The sequence below is a fragment of the Leptolyngbya sp. GB1-A1 genome, from assembly GCF_039962475.1.
Classification (GTDB): Bacteria; Cyanobacteriota; Cyanobacteriia; order Elainellales; family Elainellaceae; genus Leptolyngbya_A.
Window position 1 is genome coordinate 295828 of sequence record NZ_JAMPLI010000001.1, and the last position, 24510, is coordinate 320337.

At 51.4% G+C, this 24510-nt stretch carries 19 protein-coding genes; 9 read left to right on the forward strand and 10 right to left on the reverse strand.

All coding sequences use genetic code 11. The features are described 5' to 3' along the window. The first annotated feature begins 99 nt into the window (after positions 1-99). Together leuS and NDI45_RS01280 are read left to right on the forward strand one after the other, a co-directional pair. Positions 100-2670 (forward strand): leucine--tRNA ligase, encoded by a 2571-nt coding sequence (leuS, locus tag NDI45_RS01275; protein WP_348245820.1) that lies wholly within the window; start codon positions 100-102, stop codon positions 2668-2670. An 11-nt stretch (positions 2671-2681) separates the two neighbouring features. Then, on the forward strand, positions 2682-3359 hold the full coding sequence (locus tag NDI45_RS01280) for a hypothetical protein (protein ID WP_348245821.1): 678 nt from the start codon (positions 2682-2684) through the stop codon (positions 3357-3359). Positions 3360-3373: 14 nt separating this feature from the next. Here the strand turns inward: NDI45_RS01280 and ald are convergent, their stop codons facing one another. After that, on the reverse strand, positions 3374-4462 hold the full coding sequence (gene ald / locus NDI45_RS01285; RefSeq protein ID WP_348245983.1) for an alanine dehydrogenase: 1089 nt from the start codon (positions 4460-4462) through the stop codon (positions 3374-3376). Positions 4463-4692: 230 nt separating this feature from the next. Here ald and NDI45_RS01290 point away from each other — a divergent pair, with 230 nt between their 5' ends. From NDI45_RS01290 to infC, 4 genes are all read left to right on the forward strand, one after another. After that, the gene (locus NDI45_RS01290) at positions 4693-5844 is read left to right on the forward strand and encodes a succinate--CoA ligase subunit beta (RefSeq protein ID WP_190794187.1); all 1152 of its coding nucleotides are present in this window, start codon (positions 4693-4695) and stop codon (positions 5842-5844) included. Between the two features lie 10 nt (positions 5845-5854). Continuing rightward, positions 5855-6748: a CoA-binding protein gene (locus tag NDI45_RS01295; RefSeq protein WP_348245823.1), complete on the forward strand. Its 894-nt coding sequence runs from the start codon at positions 5855-5857 to the stop codon at positions 6746-6748. Between the two features lie 50 nt (positions 6749-6798). After that, entirely contained in the window at positions 6799-7230 is a 432-nt protein-coding gene (locus NDI45_RS01300; protein WP_348245824.1) for a hypothetical protein, read from the forward strand. Between the two features lie 381 nt (positions 7231-7611). Next, positions 7612-8079 (forward strand): translation initiation factor IF-3, encoded by a 468-nt coding sequence (gene infC, locus NDI45_RS01305; protein ID WP_348245985.1) that lies wholly within the window; start codon positions 7612-7614, stop codon positions 8077-8079. Between the two features lie 164 nt (positions 8080-8243). Here infC and NDI45_RS01310 read toward each other — a convergent pair whose 3' ends face one another. Next, on the reverse strand, positions 8244-8546 hold the full coding sequence (locus NDI45_RS01310; protein WP_190794184.1) for an RNA-binding protein: 303 nt from the start codon (positions 8544-8546) through the stop codon (positions 8244-8246). Between the two features lie 175 nt (positions 8547-8721). Continuing rightward, positions 8722-10065, reverse strand: coding sequence for a UDP-N-acetylmuramoyl-L-alanine--D-glutamate ligase (murD, locus tag NDI45_RS01315; RefSeq protein WP_348245825.1), 1344 nt, complete (start codon positions 10063-10065; stop codon positions 8722-8724). Between the two features lie 677 nt (positions 10066-10742). Between murD and NDI45_RS01320 the strand changes: the two genes are divergently transcribed. Further along, complete coding sequence (locus tag NDI45_RS01320; protein WP_348245995.1) at positions 10743-10976, forward strand: hypothetical protein; 234 nt, start codon at positions 10743-10745, stop codon at positions 10974-10976. A 207-nt stretch (positions 10977-11183) separates the two neighbouring features. Here NDI45_RS01320 and NDI45_RS01325 read toward each other — a convergent pair whose 3' ends face one another. Beyond that, the gene (locus tag NDI45_RS01325; protein WP_348245826.1) at positions 11184-12443 is read right to left on the reverse strand and encodes a hybrid sensor histidine kinase/response regulator; all 1260 of its coding nucleotides are present in this window, start codon (positions 12441-12443) and stop codon (positions 11184-11186) included. Positions 12444-12885: 442 nt separating this feature from the next. Between NDI45_RS01325 and NDI45_RS01330 the strand changes: the two genes are divergently transcribed. Then, positions 12886-13320, forward strand: a complete 435-nt coding sequence (locus tag NDI45_RS01330) for a hypothetical protein (protein ID WP_348245827.1) — start codon at positions 12886-12888, stop codon at positions 13318-13320. A 35-nt stretch (positions 13321-13355) separates the two neighbouring features. Here the strand turns inward: NDI45_RS01330 and NDI45_RS01335 are convergent, their stop codons facing one another. The 6 genes from NDI45_RS01335 to NDI45_RS01360 form a co-directional block, all read right to left on the reverse strand. Beyond that, complete coding sequence (locus tag NDI45_RS01335) at positions 13356-14438, reverse strand: chemotaxis response regulator protein-glutamate methylesterase (protein WP_190793647.1); 1083 nt, start codon at positions 14436-14438, stop codon at positions 13356-13358. 150 nt (positions 14439-14588) lie between these two features. Then, positions 14589-17573, reverse strand: coding sequence for a hybrid sensor histidine kinase/response regulator (locus NDI45_RS01340; protein WP_348245828.1), 2985 nt, complete (start codon positions 17571-17573; stop codon positions 14589-14591). 60 nt (positions 17574-17633) lie between these two features. Beyond that, on the reverse strand, positions 17634-18356 hold the full coding sequence (locus NDI45_RS01345; protein WP_348245829.1) for a chemotaxis protein CheW: 723 nt from the start codon (positions 18354-18356) through the stop codon (positions 17634-17636). Positions 18357-18440: 84 nt separating this feature from the next. Then, entirely contained in the window at positions 18441-20051 is a 1611-nt protein-coding gene (locus tag NDI45_RS01350; RefSeq protein WP_190793650.1) for a methyl-accepting chemotaxis protein, read from the reverse strand. 2 nt (positions 20052-20053) lie between these two features. Next, complete coding sequence (locus NDI45_RS01355; protein WP_348245830.1) at positions 20054-21508, reverse strand: CheR family methyltransferase; 1455 nt, start codon at positions 21506-21508, stop codon at positions 20054-20056. Then, on the reverse strand, positions 21489-21989 hold the full coding sequence (locus NDI45_RS01360) for a chemotaxis protein CheW (RefSeq protein ID WP_348245831.1): 501 nt from the start codon (positions 21987-21989) through the stop codon (positions 21489-21491). Before NDI45_RS01360 ends, NDI45_RS01355 begins: the two co-directional genes overlap by 20 nt. Before the next feature lie 292 nt (positions 21990-22281). Here NDI45_RS01360 and NDI45_RS01365 point away from each other — a divergent pair, with 292 nt between their 5' ends. Then, complete coding sequence (locus tag NDI45_RS01365) at positions 22282-24510, forward strand: SulP family inorganic anion transporter (RefSeq protein ID WP_190793653.1); 2229 nt, start codon at positions 22282-22284, stop codon at positions 24508-24510.

Genomic DNA, 24510 nt, shown 5'->3' on the forward strand with positions numbered 1-24510 from the left:
CCTAGTACCCGAACTCAACCCCTTTCCAAACCCTTTTGGAAAGAACCAAATCTTATAGAATGATGAAGAGCCAAATCGATCGAGTAGGAGCATTTGCGAGTGGAGTCCCGTTATAACCCGGCGGAAATTGAGGAAAAATGGCAGCAAACCTGGGCAGCAGAGGGCATGGATGACACCTCTGACGATCGCAGCAAGCCCAAATTTTACGCGCTGTCGATGTTTCCCTATCCGTCGGGCAGCCTGCACATGGGGCACGTCCGCAACTATACGATTACTGATGTGATTGCCAGAGTGCGGCAAATGCAGGGCTATCGCGTCTTGCACCCGATGGGCTGGGATGCGTTTGGTTTGCCTGCGGAAAATGCGGCGATCGAGCGCAAAGTTCCCCCCGCCAACTGGACGTATCAAAATATTGACCAGATGCGAACAGAGCTTCAGCGATTGGGCTTGTCCTATGACTGGAAGCGGGAAGTCGCCACCTGTTCACCAGAGTATTACCGCTGGACGCAGTGGATCTTTTTGGAGTTTTTCAAGGCGGGTCTGGCGTACCAGAAAGAAGCGGCAGTGAACTGGGACCCGATCGATCAGACCGTGCTGGCAAACGAGCAGGTTGATAGCGAAGGACGTTCCTGGCGATCGGGCGCAAAAGTCGAGCGCAGAATGCTGCGGCAGTGGTTTCTCAAAATTACTGACTACGCCGAGCAGTTGCTCAATGATTTGGACAAGCTCAAGGGCTGGCCCGATCGCGTCAAGCTGATGCAGGAAAATTGGATCGGCAAATCTACCGGAGCCGAAGTCATCTTTAAAGCCGAAGCGGGTGACGCGCTGACTGTGTTCACAACTCGCCCGGATACCCTCTGGGGCGCAACGTTTATGGTGCTGTCGCCGGAGCATCCGCTGGTAGAGAAGCTGACCACGCCAGAGCAGGCAGAAATCGTCAGGGCGTACCAGACCGTAGCCGCGGGCAAAAGCGAGATCGATCGCACTGCCGAAGATAAAGAAAAAACAGGCGTATGGACGGGCAGCTATGCAATCAATCCGGTCAACGACGAGCGGATTCCGATCTGGATTGCCGACTATGTGCTGATGGGCTACGGCACAGGCGCAATTATGGCAGTTCCGGCGCACGACCAGCGCGATTTTGAGTTTGCCAAGCAGTTCGATTTGTCGATCAAAGTAGTAGTGCAATCTCCCGATCAGGAGCTTGATTCGGCGACGATGACGAAGGCGTATCCTGAATCAGGCGTGATGGTGCGATCGGGTCCGTTGGATGGCGTGACGGCGGGCAAGGCAGCAGGGCAGAGCGTTGAGCAGGCGATCGAGTGGTTGGAGGCAAACGGCAAAGGGACTCGCACAGTCAACTATCGCTTGCGGGACTGGCTGATTTCGCGTCAGCGGTACTGGGGTTGCCCAATTCCGGTTATTCACTGTCCCTCTTGCGGGATTGTGCCTGTTCCAGAGCGTGATTTGCCCGTGAAGTTGCCGGAAGATGTGGAGTTTACCGGACGGGGTGCTTCACCTTTAACGACGGCTGAAAACTGGCTGAATGTTTCTTGTCCAAATTGCGGAGCAGGAGCACGCCGAGAAACCGACACGATGGATACCTTTATTGATTCCTCGTGGTACTTTTTGCGCTACCCGGATGCCCGCAACGACCAGCAGGTGTTTGACTCGGCGCAAACCAATGACTGGATGCCTGTCGATCAGTATGTGGGCGGCATTGAACACGCAATTTTGCATCTGCTCTATTCCCGATTCTTTACGAAAGTGCTGCGCGATCGCGGCTTGCTGAACTTCGATGAGCCGTTTACCCGACTGCTGACCCAGGGCATGGTGCAGGGCAAAACCTACAAGAATCCGCGCACCGGAAAGTACGTGATTCCGGCAAACGTGGCTGACCCGAACGACCCTAAAGATCCCGATACGGGAGATGCGCTGGAGGTCGTTTACGAGAAGATGTCTAAGTCGAAGTACAACGGGGTAGCTCCGGGTGAGGTGCTGGGCAAGTACGGCGCAGATACGGCGCGAATGTTTATTCTATTCAAAGCTCCGCCTGAAAAGGATCTAGAGTGGGACGAAGCAGACGTTGAAGGACAATTCCGCTTTTTGAATCGGGTCTGGCGATTGGTGACGGAATATTCGGAGTCTGTGGTTTCCCATACGCCGCAGGAACAGCTCAGCAAACCAGAGAAAGATCTGCGCTATGCAACCCACTTCGCGATTCAGCAAATCACCGAAGACCTGGAGGGCGATTATCAGCTCAACACGGCGGTTTCGGAGCTGATGAAGCTGAGCAACGCGATTTCCGACGCGCCCTGCAAAGGATCTCCGGTTTATACTGAGGCGATCGAAACTTTACTCAAGCTGCTGGCTCCCTTTGCGCCTCACATTGCTGAGGAACTGTGGTACACGCTGGGCTACGATGATTCGATTCATACACAAAGCTGGTGTGCGGTTGATTCGTCTGCGCTGGTGGTGGATGAAATTCCGCTCGTGATTCAAATCATGGGCAAAACACGGGGCACAATTCAGATTCCGGCGCAGGCAACTGAGGACGAACAAAAGCAGCTTGCTCGTGATTCTGAACTGGCACAGAAATACATTGTCGGAAAGCAAATCCGCAAAGAGATTCTCGTGCCCGGAAAACTGGTTAACTTTGTTGTGAGCTAGGAGGACACAGTATGAATTACAAACAATCTGCTGTCCTGCTGCTTGCCGGAGCGAGCTTTGCCAGCCTGAGTAGCTGTTCTATCCTGGAAAATTCGCTCCAGGATGGTCAAGCTTTTAATATTGCCGCTGCCAGTACGCCCGAAGCCAGCCCGTCTCCTAACGCCGAAGATCGCCCTGCAACCCGAATTATGGCGATTCACGTTAGTGGACGAATGGCAGAAGTTGAGCTAACCCTGCTAAACCAGCCAAGCTTGCCCTTTACAACCTACTTCCCCGCCAAAGACTTTAAGCCCCAATCGATTGCTTCCCAGGCGGGGACAGGAATTCGACTAGTCTATAGTCCTCAGGGCAAACCCCGATCGAATACCTATGTCGATATCGTGCAGCCGCAGCAAAAAGCAACGCTGGATCAGCTCCGCGATTATGTGCTCGACCCGCAGGGCTTGCTGGCAAAAAATCAGTGGCAGTTGGTCGATCGCACCAACATCGTTAGCTATCCCTGGGTAAAAGAGAAGCTAATCTACCGTCAGCAAACCCCAAACGGCACGATCGAAGGGGCAGTGTATCTTGGTGAAACTGAAGGGCAGGCATTTTATCTGATGACACACTACCCCGAAAGGGAAATCAGCCGCTTTGAGTCGCTGGGGACGATCGCCCTGGAAAATTTGCAGTTTCGCGACGAAGATTAGCTTGCGCTGGCGGTCTACGCTGCTAGGTCGGTAAACACTTGTCGCACTGCCGGATGCACCAACTTGTGAGCGTTCACGTTGAGTCCCTGTGCCAGGCTGCGATCGCTATCCAGTGCCTTGATGCCTTCGTGTGCCAGCTTCATCACATAGGGGAAGGTGCTGTTGTTGAGTGCCTGGGTTGCTGTCCAGGGAACGGCTCCAGGCATATTGGGCACCCCGTAGTGAACCACGCCTGCTTCCACATAGATCGGATGGGTATGCGAAGTCGGGTGCAGCGTTTCAATACAGCCGCCCTGATCGACTGCCACATCGACAATCACCGAACCGGGACACATTTTTTCTACCAGCGCACGGTTCACTAAGATCGGGGCACGCCGACCGGGAACGAGAACGGCTCCCACAAGCAAATCCGCATCGGGAACGACGGCTTCCACTTGAGGCGCGTTGCTGTAGAGCAGTTCGACTCTGGAGCCAAAGATTGTTTCCAGATACGCCAGCCGCTCCAGGCTGATGTCAAGAATCTGCACCTGTGCGCCCATGCCGATCGCCATTCTTGCTGCTTCGGTGCCCACCACGCCGCCGCCAAGCACAACCACCTTTCCCGGACGCACTCCCGGAACCCCGCCCAGCAGAACGCCCCGTCCGCCCTGCTGTCGCTCCAAATATCGTGCGCCAAACTGTACCGAAAGCCGCCCAGCAATAATGCTCATGGGCGTGAGCAAGGGCAAACTGTGATTCGGCAGCTCAACGGTTTCATAGGCGATCGCCGTAATCCCCGAATCGATTAAATGCTCGGTTAAAGCCCGATTTGCTGCCAAATGCAGGTAGGTAAACAAAAGCTTTCCTTTTTGCAGGAACTCATATTCCGATGAAAGCGGCTCTTTGACTTTCACCACCATTTCGCGGTTCCAGGCATCAGCAGCCGTGGAGACGATCGACGCCCCTGCCTGCTCGTAGTCTGCGTCTGAAAATCCTGCGCCGAGGCCTGCCTGGGTTTCGACATAAACCTTGTGACCCTGATCGGTTAATCCGCGAATGCTGTTCGGATTTAGCCCTACCCGGAATTCCTGATCTTTGACTTCCTTGGGTACACCGATTTCCATTGCCACCTTACCCCAATGATTGAAACTCTTTATCCTAGTCATAACGTATTGCCCTGGTTGTTTGCTTGCTGCTGAAGGGTGAATTCCCCCAGGGGACAGATTCTTTTGTTTTGCAGTCTTAGCTGCATCCAGACTGGAGCTTAACGGGTAAGCTCAATAGATAAGCCTTTTTGTGCTGCTGTCGTTTATCGTGGTGGGGTGCATTGTCCAATTCCCGCCAGTAGGTTTCTATGGAGTTGTTAGAGTACCAGGCAAAAGAGCTATTTCGGCAAATGGGCATTCCGGTGCTGCCGTCTCAGCGCATTTGTCAGCTTCAGGACATCAAGCAGCTCACGATTCCCTATCCGGTGGTGCTGAAATCCCAGGTGTACACCGGAGGGCGGGGAAAAGCGGGAGGTATCCGGTTTGTTGAAAATACGATCGATGCCATTGCCGCTGCCCAGATGATTTTTCACCTGCCGATCATGGGAAAATACCCCGAAGTGCTGCTGGCAGAGGCAAAGTATGATGCCGATCGCGAGTTTTACCTGGCAGTCGTGCTAGATGGCTCGGAGCGGCGTCCGGTGTTGCTGGGGTCGCAGCAGGGCGGCATCGAAATCGAGTCGCAGTTCGATCGGCTGCATCAAGTCATTGTCGATCAGGAGTTTTCGCCCTACTATGCGCGGCGATTGGCAATCCGCATGGGATTAAAAGGGGATTTGATTCAAGCAGTAAGCGCGATCGTGGAAAAGATGTATCGGCTATTTGCCACCTGCGATTTGGATTTAGTAGAAATCAATCCGCTGGCGGTGAGCCCTTCGGGCAAGCTGATGGCGTTAGACGGCAAAGTAACGGTCAACGACACGGCGTTAGGCAGACAGGCGTTGCTGTCCGAGTTTACCCATCCGCTGCTGCTCCAGGGAAAGGCGGCACAATCGCAAACTTCCCCGATCGCCAGGGTTGATCTTGCAGGCAATATCGGCGTTTTGTGCAACGGGGCGGGGCTAACGATGGCAACGCTCGATTTGCTCTATAAAGCCAAGGGCAGGCCGGGCGCATTTGTAGATGTAGGGGGTGAATATCGGCAGAGCTGCCCGACTTCAACCCTGGAATCACGGATTCAGCAAGGACTCGATTTGCTGTTTGAATCCCATGACATCCAGGTAATTTTGGTGAATCTCCTGGGCAGCAGACTTTCCTGTGCTGAGATTGCAGCGCTCATTGCCGCACAGGTTCAACAGCGAGGCAAGTATCGATCGCTGCCGCCGATCGTAGTGCGATGTGTGGGAGAGGAGCTAGCGCAAGCCAAAACGACTCTAGAGTCGATCGGGATTCTTGCCACAGACTATCTCGATGCTGCCATTACCGAAACGCTGAGCCTGCTTCCGGTAAAACAAATTTAAGACAACGCGAATGAACTTTACTGCTGAAAGCAAAATTTTAATTCAGGGCATTTCTGAGCCGCTAGGGGCGATTTATACGCCGCTGATGCAGGCTTATGGAACACAAATCGTGGCGGGAGTCAGTCCGGGAGGCGGGGGCAAGCCGATCGCCGATATTCCTGTTTTTGATCTGGTCGAGCAGGCGATCTCCAAAGTGGGGCGAATTGATACAAGCGTCATTTTTGTGCCGCCCTATGAGGTAATGGATGCTGCCCTGGAAGCGATCGCCGCTCAGATTCGCCAGATCATTATCATCACTGAAGGCGTGCCGCCGCTGGACATGGTACGGGTGCTACGAAAGGCAGAAGCGACCGAAACCCTGGTCGTCGGCTCTAATTGCCCCGGAATTATCGTGCCGGGACAGCTTTTATTGGGCATTCATCCGCCGGAGTTTTACCTGCCGGGCAAGGTAGGACTGATCAGCCGCAGCGGTACACTCACCTATGAAATCGCCCTAGAACTTACCCGCGCCGGACTAGGACAATCGATCGCAATTGGTATTGGCGGCGATCGCATCCTGAGTTCGTCGTTTCAGCAATGGCTGCAAATTCTGGAAGAAGACGATCAGACCGAGGCAATCGTGCTGGTCGGAGAAATTGGCGGTGACAGTGAGGAAAGTGCAGCTCGCTACATTGCAGAAGTGATTGATAAACCCGTGGTGGCGTTTCTGGCGGGTTACAGTGCGCCCCAAGGACAGTTCCAGGGTCATGCGGGGGCGATCGTCGCGTCTCGGATTGCCGGGTTAGGAGCAGACATTGGCTCAGCCCAAAGCAAGCTGGAGGCATTCAAACGTGCCCAAGTTCCGGTTGCCGATCGCCCGTCTCAAATTCCCGATCTGGTGAAGAAGGTACTGGAACAAGTGTGAGGCGCCGTCCATCAGATCACTTAGAAGGTTAGTCTTGATTCGAGGACAGCATGACCAAGCAAGCAACGCGGGAATATGGGGCAGCGGCGATCGGCAGCATAGTGGGAACGTTTCTATTTTCTGCGATCGGCTTTGGCATCGTCCGGGCTGGGCTGGGCTTGCTGGCATCTCGGCTCTCGTTTGGCTTAGAGGTTGTCCTGCCTGCTGCGCTGTTGGTAGGTTTGTGCAGTTGGGTTGGGGTAGTTTGTGGCAGTTGGTTTGGACTAAAATGGGTCAATGCTGCCTTAATTGGGCAAACAATCTATATCCAAGCCGGACTGGTTGTTCTTTGCTACGCAGCCTTGATCGCGCTACAGGTTGCCAGTCAGGGACAAGCTAACCTCCTGGTTGCCTGGACGGTTTTGGTCGCGCTTTCAGCCTTGGTCTCGCGGGGAATTGCGATCTGGGTCGATACCAAGAAATTGCGCTCTAAGAGGCAGTGATGCTTTGATTCTTCTCGATTGGCTGCACTGCCCCTGGAGGCTGTTTGAAGAGTCGCAAAGGTTTTACATCGCCCCCTAAATCCCTCCACACGGGTGGGGCCTTTGAACCCTGAATGGTTTGAACACTGGATTAGAAGAGGTTTTCGCTAGAATTGGGAGGCTAGGGAAGTGTTCGGGGGACGGCTTTAGCTTTCCAAACAGCTTCTCACATTCTCCAACCTTCCTTCTGAACATAACGGCAGCGATACAGGAATCAACAATCAGTTATTCAGGCTGCTGAAACTTAATACCATTTCAATTCTTTTTTCGTTACCCTGGTATTATCAGCAAAAGCAAACATCCACATTTTAGAGGACAAGGATTATCGCTACAAAACAGCTTATCAATCGGCAGATTAAAACTGCTCAAGTGCTTCTAATTGACCATGAGAACAACAATCGTGGTTTGACCGATACCTACGAAGCTCTGAAGCTTGCCGAGAGTGCGGATCTTGATTTAGTCGTTGTTTCCGACAATAAAGAGATTCCGGTCGCAAAAATTCTGGACTACGGCAAGCATCAATATCAGCAGAAGAAACGGCAGAATGCCAGTGCTAAAACGACTGTTAAAGAAGTAAGACTGCGTCCCAACATCGGTGAATCCGATTACAGCCTGAGAATCGATCGAGCGATTGATTGGCTTAAAAAAGGAGATTCCGTTAAATTTCAGGTGCGTCTCCGAGGACGCGAACATCAAAACCGTGACCGGGCAACTGACTTGCTAGACCGGATCATTGCTGACTTGGCTCAAGCAGGTAAGGTTCAATCGCTTGATAAACGATCGCTGATTGTGCATCTTATTCCGGGCTGAAGTGGTGTAAGTTAATCTAATCAAAAAAAGGGTTCAGGCATTTCTGTCCGAACCCTTTAGTTATATCTAGTTTTTGTAGGAGTAATCCCTGAAGGATCAGGGATTACTCTGCTTTAACGCTTACAAGCTAATCTAGCCAAGCTTCAACAAAAACTTGCTTCTATTTAGTAGCTACGTGAATAGCCACCGCCTCTGCGTCCACCACCAGACGAACCACCACGATCTTCACGGGGCTTCGCTTTGTTGACTTTCAGATCGCGACCCATCCACTCTGCGCCGTCGAGGGCTTCGATCGCAGCAGTTTCTTCATTGTCTTCACTCATTTCGACAAAGCCAAAGCCGCGCATACGACCTGTTTCACGATCAATCGGGAGCTGAACGCGCTTGACTGACCCGTACTCTGCAAACACAGAGGTTAGATCAGTTTCTGTAACCTCATAGGATAGGTTACCTACATAAATTGACATAGATTTTCTCCAAAATAGAATGTCTGTGGAGAGTCAAATTTCGGAGAGAAATCTGTCAGTGAAAAAACGTGAAAACTCGCTAATACTAGAAACAAATGCTTCAACCGAATATCTAATGCTCTCTAAAACACAGTATAGCACTAATCTAAGCATCTGACTGCTGAGGAAAGCGATGCTACAGTGCCAGACAAAGCTGCCGAAAATGGTCGCCGCGCTGCTCAAAGTTAGCGTACTGATCGAAGCTGGCACAGGCAGGAGAAAGCAAAACAACCTTCGCGTGCTGCTGCTGCCCTAACTCCGCCGATCGCTGTACTGCCCGTTCCATTGTTTCGACGATTTCACAGGACGAATAGCCAATTTGCTGAAGTCGAGCGGCAAAGGCAGGAGCCGCAGTGCCAATCAGCAGTACAACCGCCGCTTTTTGCTGGATTAAATTAAGCCACTGCCGATCGTCCCCGGCTTTTGCTTCGCCGCCTGCAATTAAAATGACCGGAGCCTGGACTGCGGCTAGCCCAACCTCAGCTGCGTCATAATTCGTGGCTTTGCTGTCGTTGATAAAATCAATGCCCTGCCAGGTGCAGATTTGCTCCAACCGATGGGAAACACCCGGAAAAGTGCGAATCGCGGTTTCGATCATCGCGGTTTCAATGCCTGCCAGTCGCGCTGCCAGCACTGCCATCAGCAAATTCTGCTGGTTGTGATCGCCCACCATACGAAGCGCAGAAACGGGAATGATCGGTTCTCCCTGCACGATCGCCCAGCCTTCTTCAATGTATGCACCATGATTGGGATTGCCGGGGAGATTCGCTTTGCCAGATACGCTGGTCCAGTACGCCTCCTGCCACTGGGAAGCGGCTTGTCTCAGATAGGGATCGTCGCCGTTCAAAATTTGATAGCGAGACTGGTGCAGCAGGTGCGCCTTAATGCTGTAGTAGTTTTCCAGCGTTTTGTGGCGGCTGAGATGATCGGGGGTAAGGGTCGTCCAGACTCCGATTGTAGGCGCGACTCCGGCAGAAGATTCGATCTGGTAGCTGCTGAGTTCGGCGATGATCCAGTCTGGTGATTCAGCGACAAGGGCAAGTTCACAGGCAGGATAGCCAATGTTGCCGCAGGCAGGGGCGTTGATTCCAGCAGTTTGAAAAATGGCAGCAATCAGGGCTGTGGTAGTCGTTTTGCCGTTGGTTCCGGTGATGGCAACCCAGGGGCGATCGCGTAAGGCTCTCCATGCCAGCTCGATTTCGCCGATCGTTTCTATGCCTAAATTTCGTGCCCTTACCAGTGCTGGACTATCCCACGGCACACCTGGACTGACCACAATTTGCTGCATCTGCGCTGGATCTGGCTCAAGGGAAGTGCCCAGTTCAACACGAATCCCTTCTGCTACAAGGGTTTGCTGGAGCGTCATTAGCCCCTCAGAGGTGTTGCGATCACTGAGGGTTACTTGCCAGCCCTGCTGTTTGAGCAGACGCGCCGCCGCAATTCCCGATTTGCCAAGACCCACTACATACGCACTCAACATAAGCTCTGATAAAGGAATAACCTTGCGATGATCCTGATCCTACCCTCTTGGGGAGCAGTTCTCTAATCAGGCGATCGTTTGCGGCGACTGTTGGGTCGAGAAGGCTGGCAATCTGGTGCAGCATTTATAGGTTTCGATCGAAATCTATAGAAAGAATAATTAATGGTTTTGAAACCCTGCGCCAAGAATATAACGATCAGCTTGTCTAAGCATTTCTCAGCGTTACATAAACTCAACAAAATTCTTCTCCGTAAAGTCATGAAGTTTTGTAAAAAGCTCCGGTCTTTGCACAAAAATGTATTCTCTAATACAAATCTATCGCCTCGAAATTAATGCAATCAAAATTGACCTCAATGGTGACTGAGTGCTAACCCTGATCTCGCAAATAGTTCCGCGAGTGAATTGCTAGAGATTTGGTTAAAAACCTGGTGTTAGAACTCTTTAAAGCGCTCAATTGTTAAGTAGATTGTTTAGATAGATTTTCCGAAAACTGCTAGAGCTGTACTTTATTCATCCTTTCTGCTGTGAAAAGACCTGTTGCGAAAAGACAGTTTTTGACAAGATCTACAACAAGATCTAAACTCTTACTTCCGTTTCGCTGCTCTTGATTAATTGCGTTTACCGCTTCGCTTGATCAGACTGTTTCTGAAATCGAAGATTGAGTGGCAGCAGGTTTTATGCTTGCTTCGCTTCCTTTTGTGTTTTTGAAGAATTTCTTTGTGCTGAAAACTGTGCTGAAAAAATTCCGCTTGTTACGCTGCTTGGTTTATGGTTCTCCAGCAGTACATGGGTTGGAACTGCCGCCGCTCAAACCACAGCAGAAAAACCAATTAATTCGGGTGATAAAGCAGTTTGTGCTGCTCTCGGCAGCTTTGGTGCTGTTTATGACGCCGGGATTAGCGTTTTTCTAGGGTGGGCTGGTGCGATCGCGCAACGTGCTGAACACCATGATGAGTGGTTCGCTCACCTCGGTCTGCTGTTTCTGTGCAGTGAGTTTGCGAGCGAAGCTGAAATTCGATGACTCGCTCGACTCAGGCAGGTTTCGGTTCTAATTCTCTTCTAATAAGCATGGAAAGGCGTACTTCTCCAGGGAGTGCGCTTTTTTTGGGTGCTAGACCTTAGCGGCGCGGCAGCGTGACTGTTACGATCGTTCCCTGACCGAGTTCACTGTCGATCGCCACTGTTCCCTGATGCAGTCGCACAATCCACTGAACTACGGCTAAGCCCAACCCGACTCCGGGCGTTCCTGGCACTGAGTTGGCATTACTGGCGCGATAAAACTGCTGGAAGACCTCGTTTTGCTCGGCAGCCGGAATTCCAATGCCGCGATCGCGCACAGTCAGCACAAATTCGCCTGGCTCGGCGCGAAGCTCAAACTGCACAGTGCCGCCCTGAGGAGAAAAGCGAACTGCGTTTTGCAAAAGATTGGTGAGAAGCTGCTGAAACAGCGTCACATCGACGGAGGCAGAAGCATTGCCCTGGTCATCGTAAACGAACTCAAGCTGATGTGTGCTTTGAGGTGGCAATTTCCAGCCAGAAACGATCGTTTGACAGAGAGTCGCAAGATTAACCGGTTCTGGGCAAAACTGAATCGCGTTTGACTCGGCAGTCGTGAGCGTCAACGTATTTTTAAGGGTTTGGCTGATGCGGTTGACGTTGGAGTTGATCATGTAAAAGCAGCGATCGTCATCCTGCAAGCTGTTTCGGCTGCGGTTGAGCTTCAGCATTTGGGTTGCGGTGTTAATGATCGAAAGCGGGGTGCTGAACTCGTGGGAAATTGTTTCTAACAACTGAGCCATTAGAAGGTTGAGAGACTGTTCTTTTTCCAATGCCGCTTCGAGCTGAGTTTGCAGATTCATGAGCTCTTGATGCCGCGTCTCTAGCTCTGCGGTGCGATCGGCAATCCTGGTTTCGAGTAACTGATTCAGGGATTCTAACTGGGTCTGAGCCGTAACGCGATCGGCAACTTCCTGCTGAAGCTCCTGCTGGAGCCGACTGATGCGAAGCTGATTTTCAACTCGAACTATGACTTCAGCAATCTCAAAAGGCTTGGTAATGTAGTCTATCCCCCCGCTCTCAAATGCCTCGATCCTATCGACTGCGTCGGTGCGGGCACTGAGAAAAATAATGGGAATATGCTGAAGGCGATCGTCTGCTTTAATCAAGCGACAAACTGCATAGCCATTCATTCCCGGCATCATGAGATCAAGCAAGATGAGGTCGGGTGGGCTGATTTGGGCAGAAGCGATCGCTTGATCACCGCTCACCGCTTCGTACACCTGATAGCCTTGACTCGTCAGCAAACTCGACAACATCTGCAATTCATCTGGCGCGTCATCCACAATCAGAATATCGGCAGTGAACGTTACAGCACTCATAACAGCCCAAACTCCAGCCAGCGGCTAATTTCTTAGAGCGCAAATCCACCGATCGAGTTAATGCATGAAACACCCTATTGATTAACCGCAGTTTGCCCAATCATCAAGCGGAAACTGCATCTCACACGCGAATTTGTGAAGACCTCATGCAGGCATGATTCTGAACGCTTTAAATTACCTTTGAAAGCAACCCCGAAAACTTCCTTCTAAAGCCCAAGTTTTGACTTCATTCATCTCGCATTAATCTAAACTATTCCACAAGCGCAAATTTTGACAGCGTGAGTTGGGCAGTTTTATTAGATCTCGGTAGTTTAGCTCTCCGTACTTTAAGTAGGGAGCTTCACTCAGCGGAACTAAATAGTTTAGATCTCCGTACTTTGAATAGAGGGGTTTCACTCAGCAGAACCGATATGCTCCAATGTTAATATGTGATCAGTCAAATATGGGTGAACCCCAACGTGAATTGATGACTACAATGCTGCAACAAAGAATTCAGCAACACCAATTTATTAGCGATCTGCGAATTCGGCTGCTCCGCCTGCACAAAACCCTCCTGGAAATGGAGCGGATAGTGTATGAGCAAAAACAGGGACAAGTTTCAAAAAGAGAACTGCTGCGGCTCGTCCTGACCGATGCTCAGTTTGACTGGCTCCACCGTCTATCACGGCTGATTGTGCGGTTTGATGACTTGCTTCATGCCGATGAGCCAGTTACGTCTGAGGCAATCGACATTCTGGTAGCAGAAGTGGCTGCCCTGCTCACCCCGGCTGAGAATGGCGATGAGTTTGCCCAAAAGTATGAGGCTGCGCTTCAGCTTGACCCCGATGTGGTGCTGGCACACGCCGATGTGACCCTATTTCTGGCATCGCGTGAATAATTCTACGGAAGTCAATTTGAATGAAGCCAACTGAGCTACCGCAGCACAGGGTTTAGCAGGTGCCGAGCAATTTCTTCAGGATTCCAGACTGCGACGGCTGCATTTAGCTCTACTGCCGCTCTTGGCATTCCATATACCACACAGCTTGCTTCGTCCTGGGCGATCGTGTACCAGCCCTGGCTGCGGAGCAAGCTTAGTCCTTCTGCGCCGTCGCGCCCCATGCCGGTAAGCAAAATCGCGGTTCCTCTTGCCCGCCAATAGTTTGCCAGACTTTTAAAAAAGACATCGACTGAAGGACGGTAAGGGTATTGAGTCGGCTCTTTTACATAGGTCAGAGTTCGATCGATTTGCAGCGACAGGTGATCATCTGTAGTAGCAACGAGCGCCGTTCCTTTCGTCGGTCGATCGCCAATGGCTGCTTTTCTAACCGTGAGGGCAGTCTGGTGGTCGAGCCAGTCGATTAAGCCTGCGGCAAATTGGGCATCAACGTGCTGCACAATCACAATTGCGGACGCGAAATTAGCAGGTAGGGGCGCGAGGAGAGTGGCGAGGGCTTTGGGTCCACCTGTGGAAGCGCCGATCGCAATTAAGGAAGGGGTAGAAGAGTAGAAGGGTAGAGGAGTAGAAGAGTGGAGGGGTGGAGAGGTGAGAGGACGAGGGGATGAGGAGAGTTGGGAGAGAGTGGGGCGAACGGGGCGAAAAGCAGAAGAGTTGGGGGTGGATTTGCGAATGAGTTTTTCGATCGTGGCAATTTTGCGGAGCAGGGTTTGGGTAATTTCGGGATTGCCGTAGCTTCCAAGAATGGGGGTGTTAACGGCATCGAGTGCGCCATAGCTCATGGCTTCATACACTTTTGCTGCGTTTTGTTTTACGTCTGCAGTGACGATGAGAATCGCACAGGGCGATCGCTTCATAATTTGCCTTGTGGCTTCTACTCCGTCTATTCCAGGCATGATCAGATCCATCAGAATTAGATCAGGCGTGTCCTGAGCGCATTTTGCGATCGCTTCGGTTCCGTTTGTTGCAACCCAAACGACTTGGTGTTCGGCAACGGTTAACAGCACCCGCCGCATTGCTTCAGTGGCAATTACCATGTCGTTTACAATTGCAATTCTCATGTTGTTTTAATAAAGTTTTCTATCTCAATCTATTCTCAAACAGTCTTTAGCCAATTTCTTTAATTTAATTAGAAGATAATTAGAGGAGGTTTGAGCAGTCGCGGTTCCTTGAATTTAGTGGATTCAGTAGATTCATTGGATTGATTCAATTCATTCACCAATCAAATCGGTCACTGCTCGAATCAGGGTGTCATCATGAAAGCTATTCTTTGTTAAATAATAATCTGCTCCTGCTTCTAATCCCTGAATTCGATCGTCGTCTCGATCGCGGTAAGAGACAACAATCACGGGAATCGACCGAAACCGCGAGTGTTTTTTGATCTCTTTAATTAACTCAATTCCATTCATCCGAGGCATATCAATATCGCTAATCACCAGATCGTAGGGATACGACCGGATGGCGTTCCAGCCTTCCATTCCATCCACTGCGACATCAACCACATAGCCGCGATTTTGCAGCAGTTTGCGCTCCATTTCCCGCACGGTGATCGAATCGTCCACCACCAGCACTCGTTTTGCATCCTCTCCTTGGCGCGATCGCTTCCCAGCCTCCCCTGAAGAAGATTGCGTCTCGCCCAGTTTTGCCAGTCGTCCATTATTGAGCAGTCCGGTGAGCGATCGAATCAAGTCAGACACATCCAGAATCAGTACCAGCGAACCATTTGCCATGAGCGCAGCCGCACTCACATCCTGCACCTTTCCCAGGCGCGGATCAAGCGGACGCACAACGAGTTCTCGTTCTCCCACGCAGCGATCGACCATTAAGCCGTAGGTAGCGGACTGGTCACTCAGAATCACAACCCAGAGCGGATCGGGTGTGGCATTAGGCGGCGGCAAATCCAGAACCTGATACAGCGAAATTAGCCCAATATTGCGATCGTCCAGCGTGAAATACTGCCGATTTTCAACGGTGGAAATTTCCTCTGGTTTAAGCGTCACAATCTGATCGATCCGCGCCAGGGGAAAAGCATATACCTCGCCTGCCACTTCGACTAGCAGCGTTCGTACAACAGAGAGCGTCAGCGGAAGCTGAAAATGAAAGCTTGTGCCTTTTCCGGGCTTTGAGGAAACGCGCACCGTGCCGCCCACTTCCTGCGCCATACTCTTGACAATATCCAGCCCCACGCCCCGTCCCGAAATTTCTGTAACCTCAGTAGAGAGCGAAAATCCGGGCAGAAAGAGAAACTCCATCAGTTCGGCATTCGATAGTCTTGCAGCAACATCGGGCATAACCAAATGCCGATCGACTGCTCGTCGTCGCAATCGCTGCACATCAATCCCCGCTCCATCATCGACGATCGTGATTGCCAGCATTCCACCCCGGTGGGCTGCCTCTAGCCGGATTCTGCCTTCGGGCGGTTTGCCTGCCGCGATCCGGTCTTGAGGAGATTCGATGCCGTGATCGATCGCATTTCTGAGAATGTGCGTAATGGGAGCCTCCAGCCTACCGAGAATATCGCGATCGACCGACGTAGATTTGCCGATAATTTCCAGCCTCGCTTGCTTGTTCAAACTACGGGCAAGATCGCGTACCATCCGAGAAAAGTTTTGCACCCCTTCTTCAAACGGACGCATGTGAGACGTGATCACTTCATGGTAAAGCCGATCGGACAGGCTAGTGGTACGACGGATAAACTCCTCAAGTTCCGTGAGCCGATCGCTAAGCAGATTGCGGCACCGCTGCTCTTGCTGACGAACCGTCTCAAACATCGTCTGTTCTACCTGACTTAGCCCAACCTGGTTTAACAAACGCTGTTCTAGCGCCTCTAGACTGGCGGCAAGCCGGATTTGCTGCGATCGAACCTGCATTAGCGCATCGGCAAAAACGGGCAAAGCGTTCGCCTCGATCAGCGATTCTCCGGCAAGCCCCATAATCCGATTGAGATTTTCTGCGCTGACTCGTACCACGCGCTGTGGCCCCGTGCTAGAAGGGGCACTATCCCGGCTAGAGGGTTTGATTCCCCCAGGGGAACTGCTTCGCATCGCACTGCCGTTCGAGCTAGCATTCAGGGCAACATTCGAGCCAACATTCGAGCCAGTCACCAGCGAATGGGCAGCGTTTTTTTGATTTTTCCCCGTTCCATTCCCTGCGGCGGGAGCCTGTTCAGCAGTCTCTTTTTCCCCGTTTTCAGATGCCCCGTTTTCAGAAAAAGGAGTGAATGCAGCCGTTCTTTCTGGCGGAGAATGCTCTGGCGATTCGCGCAGGGTTTGAATTATCAATCGCACCGAATCGATCGCCGCGTCGTGCTGGGTCAACCATGCGGATAAATCTCGATCGCTGACTTGGCTGAGGCTCTGCAACAGATCCACGCCGCGCAGCAGTTCATCAACTAAATCTGTGTTCAGGGTCAGTGTCCGATTTTGGGCAGCAACAAAGCAATCCTCCATTGTGTGTGCTAAATCCACCGCTGCATCCAGTCCGACGATCCGTGCCGCGCCTTTGATTGAATGGGCAGCCCGCATGAGTGCCTCAAGGGGTTGGGTTGCCATTGGCTGCGCTTCCAGGGTCAGCAGCCCATTGTTCAAAGTTTTTGCCTGTTCCTCGACTTCCAGACGAAACAGATCCAGCATCTGGGCATCGATCAGGGGATTTGCAGGGAATTGGGGTGGGGGGCTAAGACTCTGAATGCCCCCTAAATCTCCCAATTCTGAGGGACTGTGAGCAGCAGGGAATTCTTCAGGCTGAAATGCTTCGAGATAAGGGCGATCGAGAAACGTTTCGTCCTGGAGGTCGGTGATAATCTCGATCGGGTTAATAGGGGGGTTCGCAGCTTGCAGGATAGCAATGTCTTCCAAGTGAGTCGCCAGCCAGGTTGCTCGATCGGATTCATCCAGGTGACTGACCTCGATCAGCCAATCGGCTGCCTGAAGAAGGCGATCGATCTCCTGGAGACTCAGTTCAATGCCTCGTTGGGCGGCGGTTAGCTGCGTCTGAATTGCCCGAATCACAAGCAGTACTGCTTCCACACCCACAACCTGAGCCAGCCCGTGAATCGTCTTCAGGGCTTCTAACCCATCCTGAATCTCGTGTGCCGATCGAGGCTGCTGTTTAAGCATCATCAAGTGCTGCTTCAGGCTTGCAACCTGAGCTGCAACTTCTTGACGAAACAGATCCAGCATGGAGTAGTCGGGCATTTGGGGCGGGAGGGGTGGAAAAGTGGATGGGTGGGGAGATGGGGGGATGGGGAAGGGGGGTTAGAGGAGGCGACGATCGAGGGTGTCGAGTAAACGGTCAGCATCCAGATAATTGACTTTTTCGCCGCGCCAGTCAATGATCCCCTGGGTATAAGCCTTTTGGGTTTTAGCAACGACCACGGGGGGTTCCTGGAGTTCGTTGGGGTGGAAGCGATAGACCCGATGGACTTCGTCTGCCGGAAATACCCAGCGGTTTTCCTGGCCTCCAATCACTATCATGCGGCGCAGGTTAATGCGGCTGTAGGTGGGGTCGATCGGCATTTCGACGTTAAGAAACTGGCTGAGGGAAAAACAGGGCAAAATTTCGCCGCGAATGTTGACCAGTCCCAAAAACAGATCGTTGGTGCGATGGGGCAGTGTATGAATGGGCGAAGGACTGGTGACTTCCTGAAGGACGCACACAGGCAGGGCAAATCGTTCGCTGCCCAGTCGAAAAATCATCGCGGACTGCGTTGCTTTTGCTTGCCCAATCTTGAGCGAATCCTCTGAGAGAGCGGCGGTATCAGTTCCAGCTTGAGAGTTAGCCTGTTGTGCCAGGATTTGCGTCCACTCCTGAAGATAATCGAGCGGAATTTCCCGATCTAAAAGCCTCCGTCCTGCCGTTTCCGGGTCATTGCCCGATTGATCGCCAGTTCCATTCGTTGAAGCCAAAGCCGTTTCCGCTTCTTCCCGGAAAAAATTGCCTCCATCCTCAAGCGAATTCCAGCCATTCTCAGAAATCATTTCCGCCTCTCCATTGCCGCTCTGCCCATCTCTTCATCCATTTATTTACCCATTCATTTACCCATTCACCCATCTATTCACTCACTACACCTTAAACTGCGAAATCTCCCGCTGAAGCCCCTGCGCCGCATCATCGAGCTGAGTCAGTGCATTATTAGTTTCCTGAATCGACTGCATGGTCTGGAAAGAAGCATCGCTCAACTGGGCGATCGCCGTACTGATTTGCTCGGCTCCACGATACTGCTCACCCATGCGCTGACTGATGGTTTCAAATTGGGGCGGTAATCCCTGCACGTCTTGAATAAAGTTGGCAATTTGCAGGCTGATTTCACCGACTTCCTGCACGTATTGCGTGACTTCGCGGCTGAACCTGTCCATCTCGATAACACCAGTGGACACTGAGGACTGCATTCCCTTCACCATTTGCTCAATTTCGAGAGTTGCTAGGGCAGACTGGTCAGCAAGACGGCGGATTTCTCGCGCCACGACGGCAAATCCAGCTCCGTATTCGCCTGCCTTTTCAGCTTCGATCGCCGCATTCAGCGATAGCAAATTGGTTTGATCTGCGACTTTTGTAATAGTTGTGACGACGTTGTTAATATTGTTTGCTTTTTCATCCATTACCTTTAACTTGGACGAGATAGACTGTGTTGCAATCACTAAGCTTTGCATTGCCGCCTGAATCTTTTCGAGATTCTCCTGGCTGTTCACCGCAGCATTTGTAGTGGATTGGGCAGTGTCGGCAACATCATCCATTTCTTGGGCGAGTTCCCCGGCAGTTGCAGCAATCTGGCGCGAGGTGGCTTTGACTTCGTGCATTGAGGCGACTTGTTCATTGACCGTGGCTTCGAGCTGTCTGCCTGCGGCTGCAATTTGTGTTGTCGAGGTGCTGATTTGAATGCCCGATCGCTGTGCCTGGGCAATCAAACCATTGAGGCTTTTAATCATTTCCCGAAACGCCCGCAGCAGCCGCCCAACTTCGGTAGGGTCTTTGGTTGGGTTGATCGTTTGCGTCAGATCACCTCTGGCAATCGCAGTCGCCGCATCCACGATCGGGGGCAACTGGCGGCGCAGAGGCAGAGTTACAACCAGGCCGGCGGCAAGCGTCGCGAGAATGGTGATGCCTGTGCCAATTACAATCAGCCGCAGCAAAGAATTCTGAGCATTTTGAACCGCTTGATTATTGCGATTTAGCCCGTCTTCTAGTTCGCCCACGACCCGGTCGCGCTGTGCCACGGCATTTACAATTCGCTGTTGTCGCACTTCTTCTCTTGCCTGAGGGATGCGATTTTCGCCGACCAGTCGAAAGGCGTTTTGCAGGGCGCGATCGTACTCTTCACCCAACTGGGCTAAAGCTTCGACCGAGGGTCGGGTCTGCGAATCAGAAAGGGCGATCGCCGTTCTTGCGCTTTCGGTAAATGCTTCGCGGGCATCGGCGTAGGAATCGTTCGCAGCCGCTGCTTCGCCAGGAAACAGCACATAGGCACGGGTCACACCGGTCATCCGGTTGAGTCCATCTACCAGCCCGTTGACGCTGCGGATTTGACGCTCGATTCGATCGCTCTGCTGCTGAAGTTGAAAGGTGCGCGTGCTGGATTCGTAAACAATAATGCTCAATCCCAACAAAGCCAGAAGCGGAATCGAGTACCCCAGCAAAATGCGATTCGTAATTCTATTCCAGGTCGATCGAACCATAGTTAACTGCCTGATTGAGACTGTTCATATCCTTGCTCAGCAAGCCGCTGCGCTCGCCGCTTCAGTCTTTGTGCCTCAACCCAATTACCCTGCTGCTCCTTGAGTAACGCCAGGTGAACTAAGGCTTCATAGGCGTTGGGATTGAGATAAATCGCCTTCTGGAAGCATCGTTCTGCCTGTTTGGGCTGGTTGAGTCCCTGATAAATTTCGCCTAACAGCAAGTAAGCGATCGGCTGCGCTGAGTTTGCCCGCACATAAGATTCACAGAGTTGGGCTGCCTGAGTCAACTGTCCGCGATCAGCAAGCTGCCTGGCAGTTTCTAGCGGAGCCGGGAAAGGCTGAACAAAAGCTGGACGGGGGTTTACCGGATTAAGTTTTGCTAAAGTGGATTTTGGCGCAGAAGACGAGTTGCCTGAATCTCGTGATTGTGCAGGACTTTGAACTGCGGTTTGCTTCAGCCAAGGGCTGGAAAGACGGAGTTTAGAGTAGTTTGCTTTGGTAGACTCTTTACGCTTTAGCAATGCCGCCGCAGTTGCATTCGGGGGTGCAGCGTCTGCGTCTAAAGCAGTTCTTGAAGTAGTTCTGAAAGTCGTTCCTGAAGCCGTTTGCAAGTTTGGCAAAAACACCTTTTGGTAGGCAAAGGCAAACGGATGATCAATCGATTGATAGTTTCGATTTGCCATTTGACCCGTTTCAGCAGATCCCAAAAACAAAAGCCCCAGCGGCAACAGGGCACGATCGAGCGATTCAATCACTTGATGGCGAGCTGCTTCATCAAGATAAATCAGCAAATTGCGGCAAAAAATAGCGTGATACTGTTTGCCCAGCAGAAAACGCGGTTCCAGAACATTGCCCTGGATAAAATTCACGCTTTCGCGGACAATTGGTCGGACTTCGTAGCCTTCTGCAAAGCCTTCTGGTCGGACTTGAAAATAATGCTCTAGATTTTGAATTGCGCCGCCACGAAACGACTTCTTGCGATAGATGCCTGCCCGCGCTTTAATCAGAGCTTGCTGACTAACATCAACCGCATCAATTCGAAACTGAGCCGGAGTCAGTCCGCTATCCAGTAGGGTCATGGCGATCGAGTAGGGTTCTTCTCCGGTCGAGCAGGGTACGCTGAGAACGCGCAAAACCGCATCAGGATCGATCGATTTGACCCCAAACTGCACGTTTTCATACTTTTCCTTCACGTACTTTTCTTGCACGAATTGACGCAAATACTGAAACGGTTCCCGATCGCGGAAAAACCACGTTTCTGGAACCACCACGGCTTCGATGAGCTGATTAAGTTCCTGAGGAGAGGATTGCACCAGCGCGAGATAGGCGACTCGATCGGGGAGCTGGCAAGCAATTTGACGCTGTTCAACAGCTCGTTCAATGATTCGTGAACCAACGCTGTTGGCATCTAGCCCTAGCTTCTGTCTCAGCAGTGCCTCAATTGTGTTCTGCACCATTTGCCTGACCGTTTCCTGCAATTAATAACGTGGTTTGATGAGCATCAGTAATAAGATGCTCCCAATTAATTTTTTGAATAATGCCTTTTTGATCAATAAATAATTCGCCCAAATAGGGTGAACTGCTGATTTGTTCTGTAGTTTTTAGCTGATCATGCGATACTTTTAGCGTTTCAGTCACTCGTTCTGCGATTAATCCTAACGAGCGTTGCGAACCATTTTCGTTTGCCGTCTGCTCTGAGTTAACGCTGTAGTTCACCAAAATGACACGAGTGCTGTAGCAAACCTGACACGATTCGCCGCGAATCAAATGACACAAATCAATTACAGGTACAATGCTGCCGCGATAGTTGAAAACGCCTGCCAGATAATCAGGAGCAGGCTGAATCCCTCTGAGTAACACCATCGGGATAATCTCAATCACCTTCTCAGTATCGATCGCATATAGGTTTTCTCCAACGTGAAACAACAGCAGCAGCATCGATCCAACCTTGCGTTCAAATTTGAATTGAGATCAAAATAAACTTTACTGAAATAACACATTGGCTTATGAGCATAGCGCAACGAACTGTACCTCACATCTTCCGTAGGGTTGGAAGTTTTTTGTCGTAAAAAATTCATTTCGCGATCGATTACGATAGGTCGTAAAACATTCGATTCAACTGGCTCAAAGGTATATCTGAAGTAGGAAGTTGCTTGCTGATTTGAATGGAGTCGTTCAGAATTCTGTAGGATAAACAGCAATTATTAATTTTCCTCCAGCTTCTAAGAAAGTGACTACTATCGCACATTCCCAACCGGCTACAAACCCTGTCCTCGCAAATCTGATTGCAGCTGCCATTATGGGACTGCTGACGGTGACGAGTGCAGTTTCCTTTGGTAAGGTAATTTTTGCCGGTGACTTGGCTCCTATGCTGCCGTTTGGAATCGGGCTACTGCTTTTTAGCTCTGTTATCGTGAGCGGAGTAACTGGAGCATTAAGCTCGTATCCTGCCCTGATAGTCACGATCGCCGAAGTCACCGTTCCCATTTTTAGCCTGATCGCGAAGCAGGTTGTGGCAGGTATGCCTGATGCCCCGGTCGAGCAAAAGCTCATGACGCTGGTAGCAACCTTTGCGATTAACAGCTTTGCAACAGGGGCAATTTTTTTAGGGCTGGGCAAGTTTAAGCTGGGAAGCTTTGTGCGATTTATTCCTTATCCAGTTGTCGGTGGCTTTCTGGCGGCGATCGGCGCACTCCTGCTGATGGCAGCGTTGGGGTCAGTTTCAGGTTTGAGTTTGCAGCCTTTCTCGATCGCCTCCTTTTTTCAGTTCAATGTGCTGCTGCAATGGCTTCCGGCTCTGATTTTTGCGGTCGTGATGTTCATCCTGCCGCAGCGGGTGAATCATTTTGCGGTTTATCCAGGGATTCTGACCGGGGCGGTCGCGCTGTTTTATTTAGGACTGTCGCTGACCGGAACCTCGATCGCCCAAGCAACCGAGCGGGGCTGGCTGTTGGGTAACGTGCCTTCCGGCGGACTGTATCAGTTTGCGACAGTTCAGGCATTTCAGCAGGCAGACTGGGGCGTTGTCATTCAGCAAATTCCGACGCTAGCAGCCCTCTGGCTGGTCTCGGCGATCGCCCTGCTGCTGCACACCAACGGCGTTGAACTGGTGGCATCCCGCGATCTGGATCTAAACCAGGAGCTGAGTGGAGCGGGCGTTGCGTGGCTACTTGCAGGGTTAGGCGGCGGCGTGGGCGGGTTTGCCAGTGCAGGAGAAAATGCTCTAGCTCACGATTTGGGAGTCACGAAACGTTGGGTCGGATGGGTAATTGCGGGAATGTGCTTGGCAATGATGCTGGGTGGTGCGCCGCTCTTGTCTTTGTTTCCCACATTTATTCTGATCGGAATGCCGCTGCTGATCACAATTGAATTCTTTAATGAATGGCTTTATGAAGCCTGGTTTAAGTTTTCGAGATCGGATTACGCGATTATTGTGCTGATTGTGCTGATCACTGTCACCGTAGGCTTTCTTCAGGCGATCGGGGCAGGTCTGGTGGCAGCGATCGTGCTGTTTGTAATTAGCTACAGTCAGCTCAATGTGACACGGCGAGTTAGTTCTGGCAACTATCACCACAGCAATGTGCTGCGAACCTCTAAAGAACTCGAAATTTTGGAGGCAGAAGGCGACCAGGCTTACATTGTGGAGCTGCAAGGGCTGATCTTTTTTGGAACCGCCAATAAGCTGCTTAATCAGGTTCGCGATCGAATTAATCATGACAACCTGCCGCCTGTTCGCTATGTTGTTCTTGATTTTCGCGTGGTGAGCGGGCTGGATGCCTCTGCTGTGCTCAGTTTCGCTAAACTCAAGCAAATTGCCAGCCAAAAACAGGTGCATTTGCTCTACACCAACCTGTCATCAGAGGCAAAGCAGCGGCTCAAGCAGGGAGACTGCCTGGATGAAAATGACCCCTTTTGCCACACGTTTTCCGACCTCGATCGCGGGCTGGAATGGTATGAGCAGCAGGTTTTGCAGCAGTATCAGCCTCAGGTCGAAAACAGCTTCCACAGTCCCGCTGCTGCCCTAGCGACCAATCTCAAAGCTGACTTTTCCGATCCCCACCAGGTCGATCGCCTGATGAACCGTCTGGAACTGCGGCAGGTCGCAGAGAATGAGTATTTGTTCCATCAAGGCGATCCGTTTGATGGGCTGTATTTTGTCGCGTCGGGGCAGGTTAGCGTGGTGCTGGAGTTAAACGATGGGCAAATCAAGCGCATCCGCACCTACACCGTGGGCAATACGATCGGGGAAATGGGACTTTATCGCCGCACAGTTCGTATGGCATCGGTAATTGCCGATAAGCCGAGTGCGCTCTACTTCCTATCTGCTGAAACGTTTGAGCAGATCGAAGACTCTGAGCCCGTTCTGGCATCCAATATCCACCGCTTTATTGTCGATTTGTTGGCAGAGCGACTTCAGCACCGCGAAGAGGAATTAAAACATTTGCTGGAGTCGGTTTAA

Bases quoted from the DNA above. Each gene is read 5' to 3' on its own strand.
- NDI45_RS01280 (WP_348245821.1), top strand. From the start codon at position 2,682: ATGAATTACAAACAATCTGCTGTCCTGCTGCTTGCCGGAGCGAGCTTT.
- ald (WP_348245983.1), bottom strand. From the start codon at position 4,462: ATGGAAATCGGTGTACCCAAGGAAGTCAAAGATCAGGAATTCCGGGTA.
- NDI45_RS01290 (WP_190794187.1), top strand. From the start codon at position 4,693: ATGGAGTTGTTAGAGTACCAGGCAAAAGAGCTATTTCGGCAAATGGGC.
- NDI45_RS01295 (WP_348245823.1), top strand. From the start codon at position 5,855: ATGAACTTTACTGCTGAAAGCAAAATTTTAATTCAGGGCATTTCTGAG.
- NDI45_RS01300 (WP_348245824.1), top strand. From the start codon at position 6,799: ATGACCAAGCAAGCAACGCGGGAATATGGGGCAGCGGCGATCGGCAGC.
- NDI45_RS01310 (WP_190794184.1), bottom strand. From the start codon at position 8,546: ATGTCAATTTATGTAGGTAACCTATCCTATGAGGTTACAGAAACTGAT.
- murD (WP_348245825.1), bottom strand. From the start codon at position 10,065: ATGTTGAGTGCGTATGTAGTGGGTCTTGGCAAATCGGGAATTGCGGCG.
- NDI45_RS01320 (WP_348245995.1), top strand. From the start codon at position 10,743: ATGCTTGCTTCGCTTCCTTTTGTGTTTTTGAAGAATTTCTTTGTGCTG.
- NDI45_RS01325 (WP_348245826.1), bottom strand. From the start codon at position 12,443: ATGAGTGCTGTAACGTTCACTGCCGATATTCTGATTGTGGATGACGCG.
- NDI45_RS01330 (WP_348245827.1), top strand. From the start codon at position 12,886: ATGGGTGAACCCCAACGTGAATTGATGACTACAATGCTGCAACAAAGA.
- NDI45_RS01335 (WP_190793647.1), bottom strand. From the start codon at position 14,438: ATGAGAATTGCAATTGTAAACGACATGGTAATTGCCACTGAAGCAATG.
- NDI45_RS01340 (WP_348245828.1), bottom strand. From the start codon at position 17,573: ATGCCCGACTACTCCATGCTGGATCTGTTTCGTCAAGAAGTTGCAGCT.
- NDI45_RS01345 (WP_348245829.1), bottom strand. From the start codon at position 18,356: ATGATTTCTGAGAATGGCTGGAATTCGCTTGAGGATGGAGGCAATTTT.
- NDI45_RS01350 (WP_190793650.1), bottom strand. From the start codon at position 20,051: ATGGTTCGATCGACCTGGAATAGAATTACGAATCGCATTTTGCTGGGG.
- NDI45_RS01355 (WP_348245830.1), bottom strand. From the start codon at position 21,508: ATGGTGCAGAACACAATTGAGGCACTGCTGAGACAGAAGCTAGGGCTA.
- NDI45_RS01360 (WP_348245831.1), bottom strand. From the start codon at position 21,989: ATGCTGCTGCTGTTGTTTCACGTTGGAGAAAACCTATATGCGATCGAT.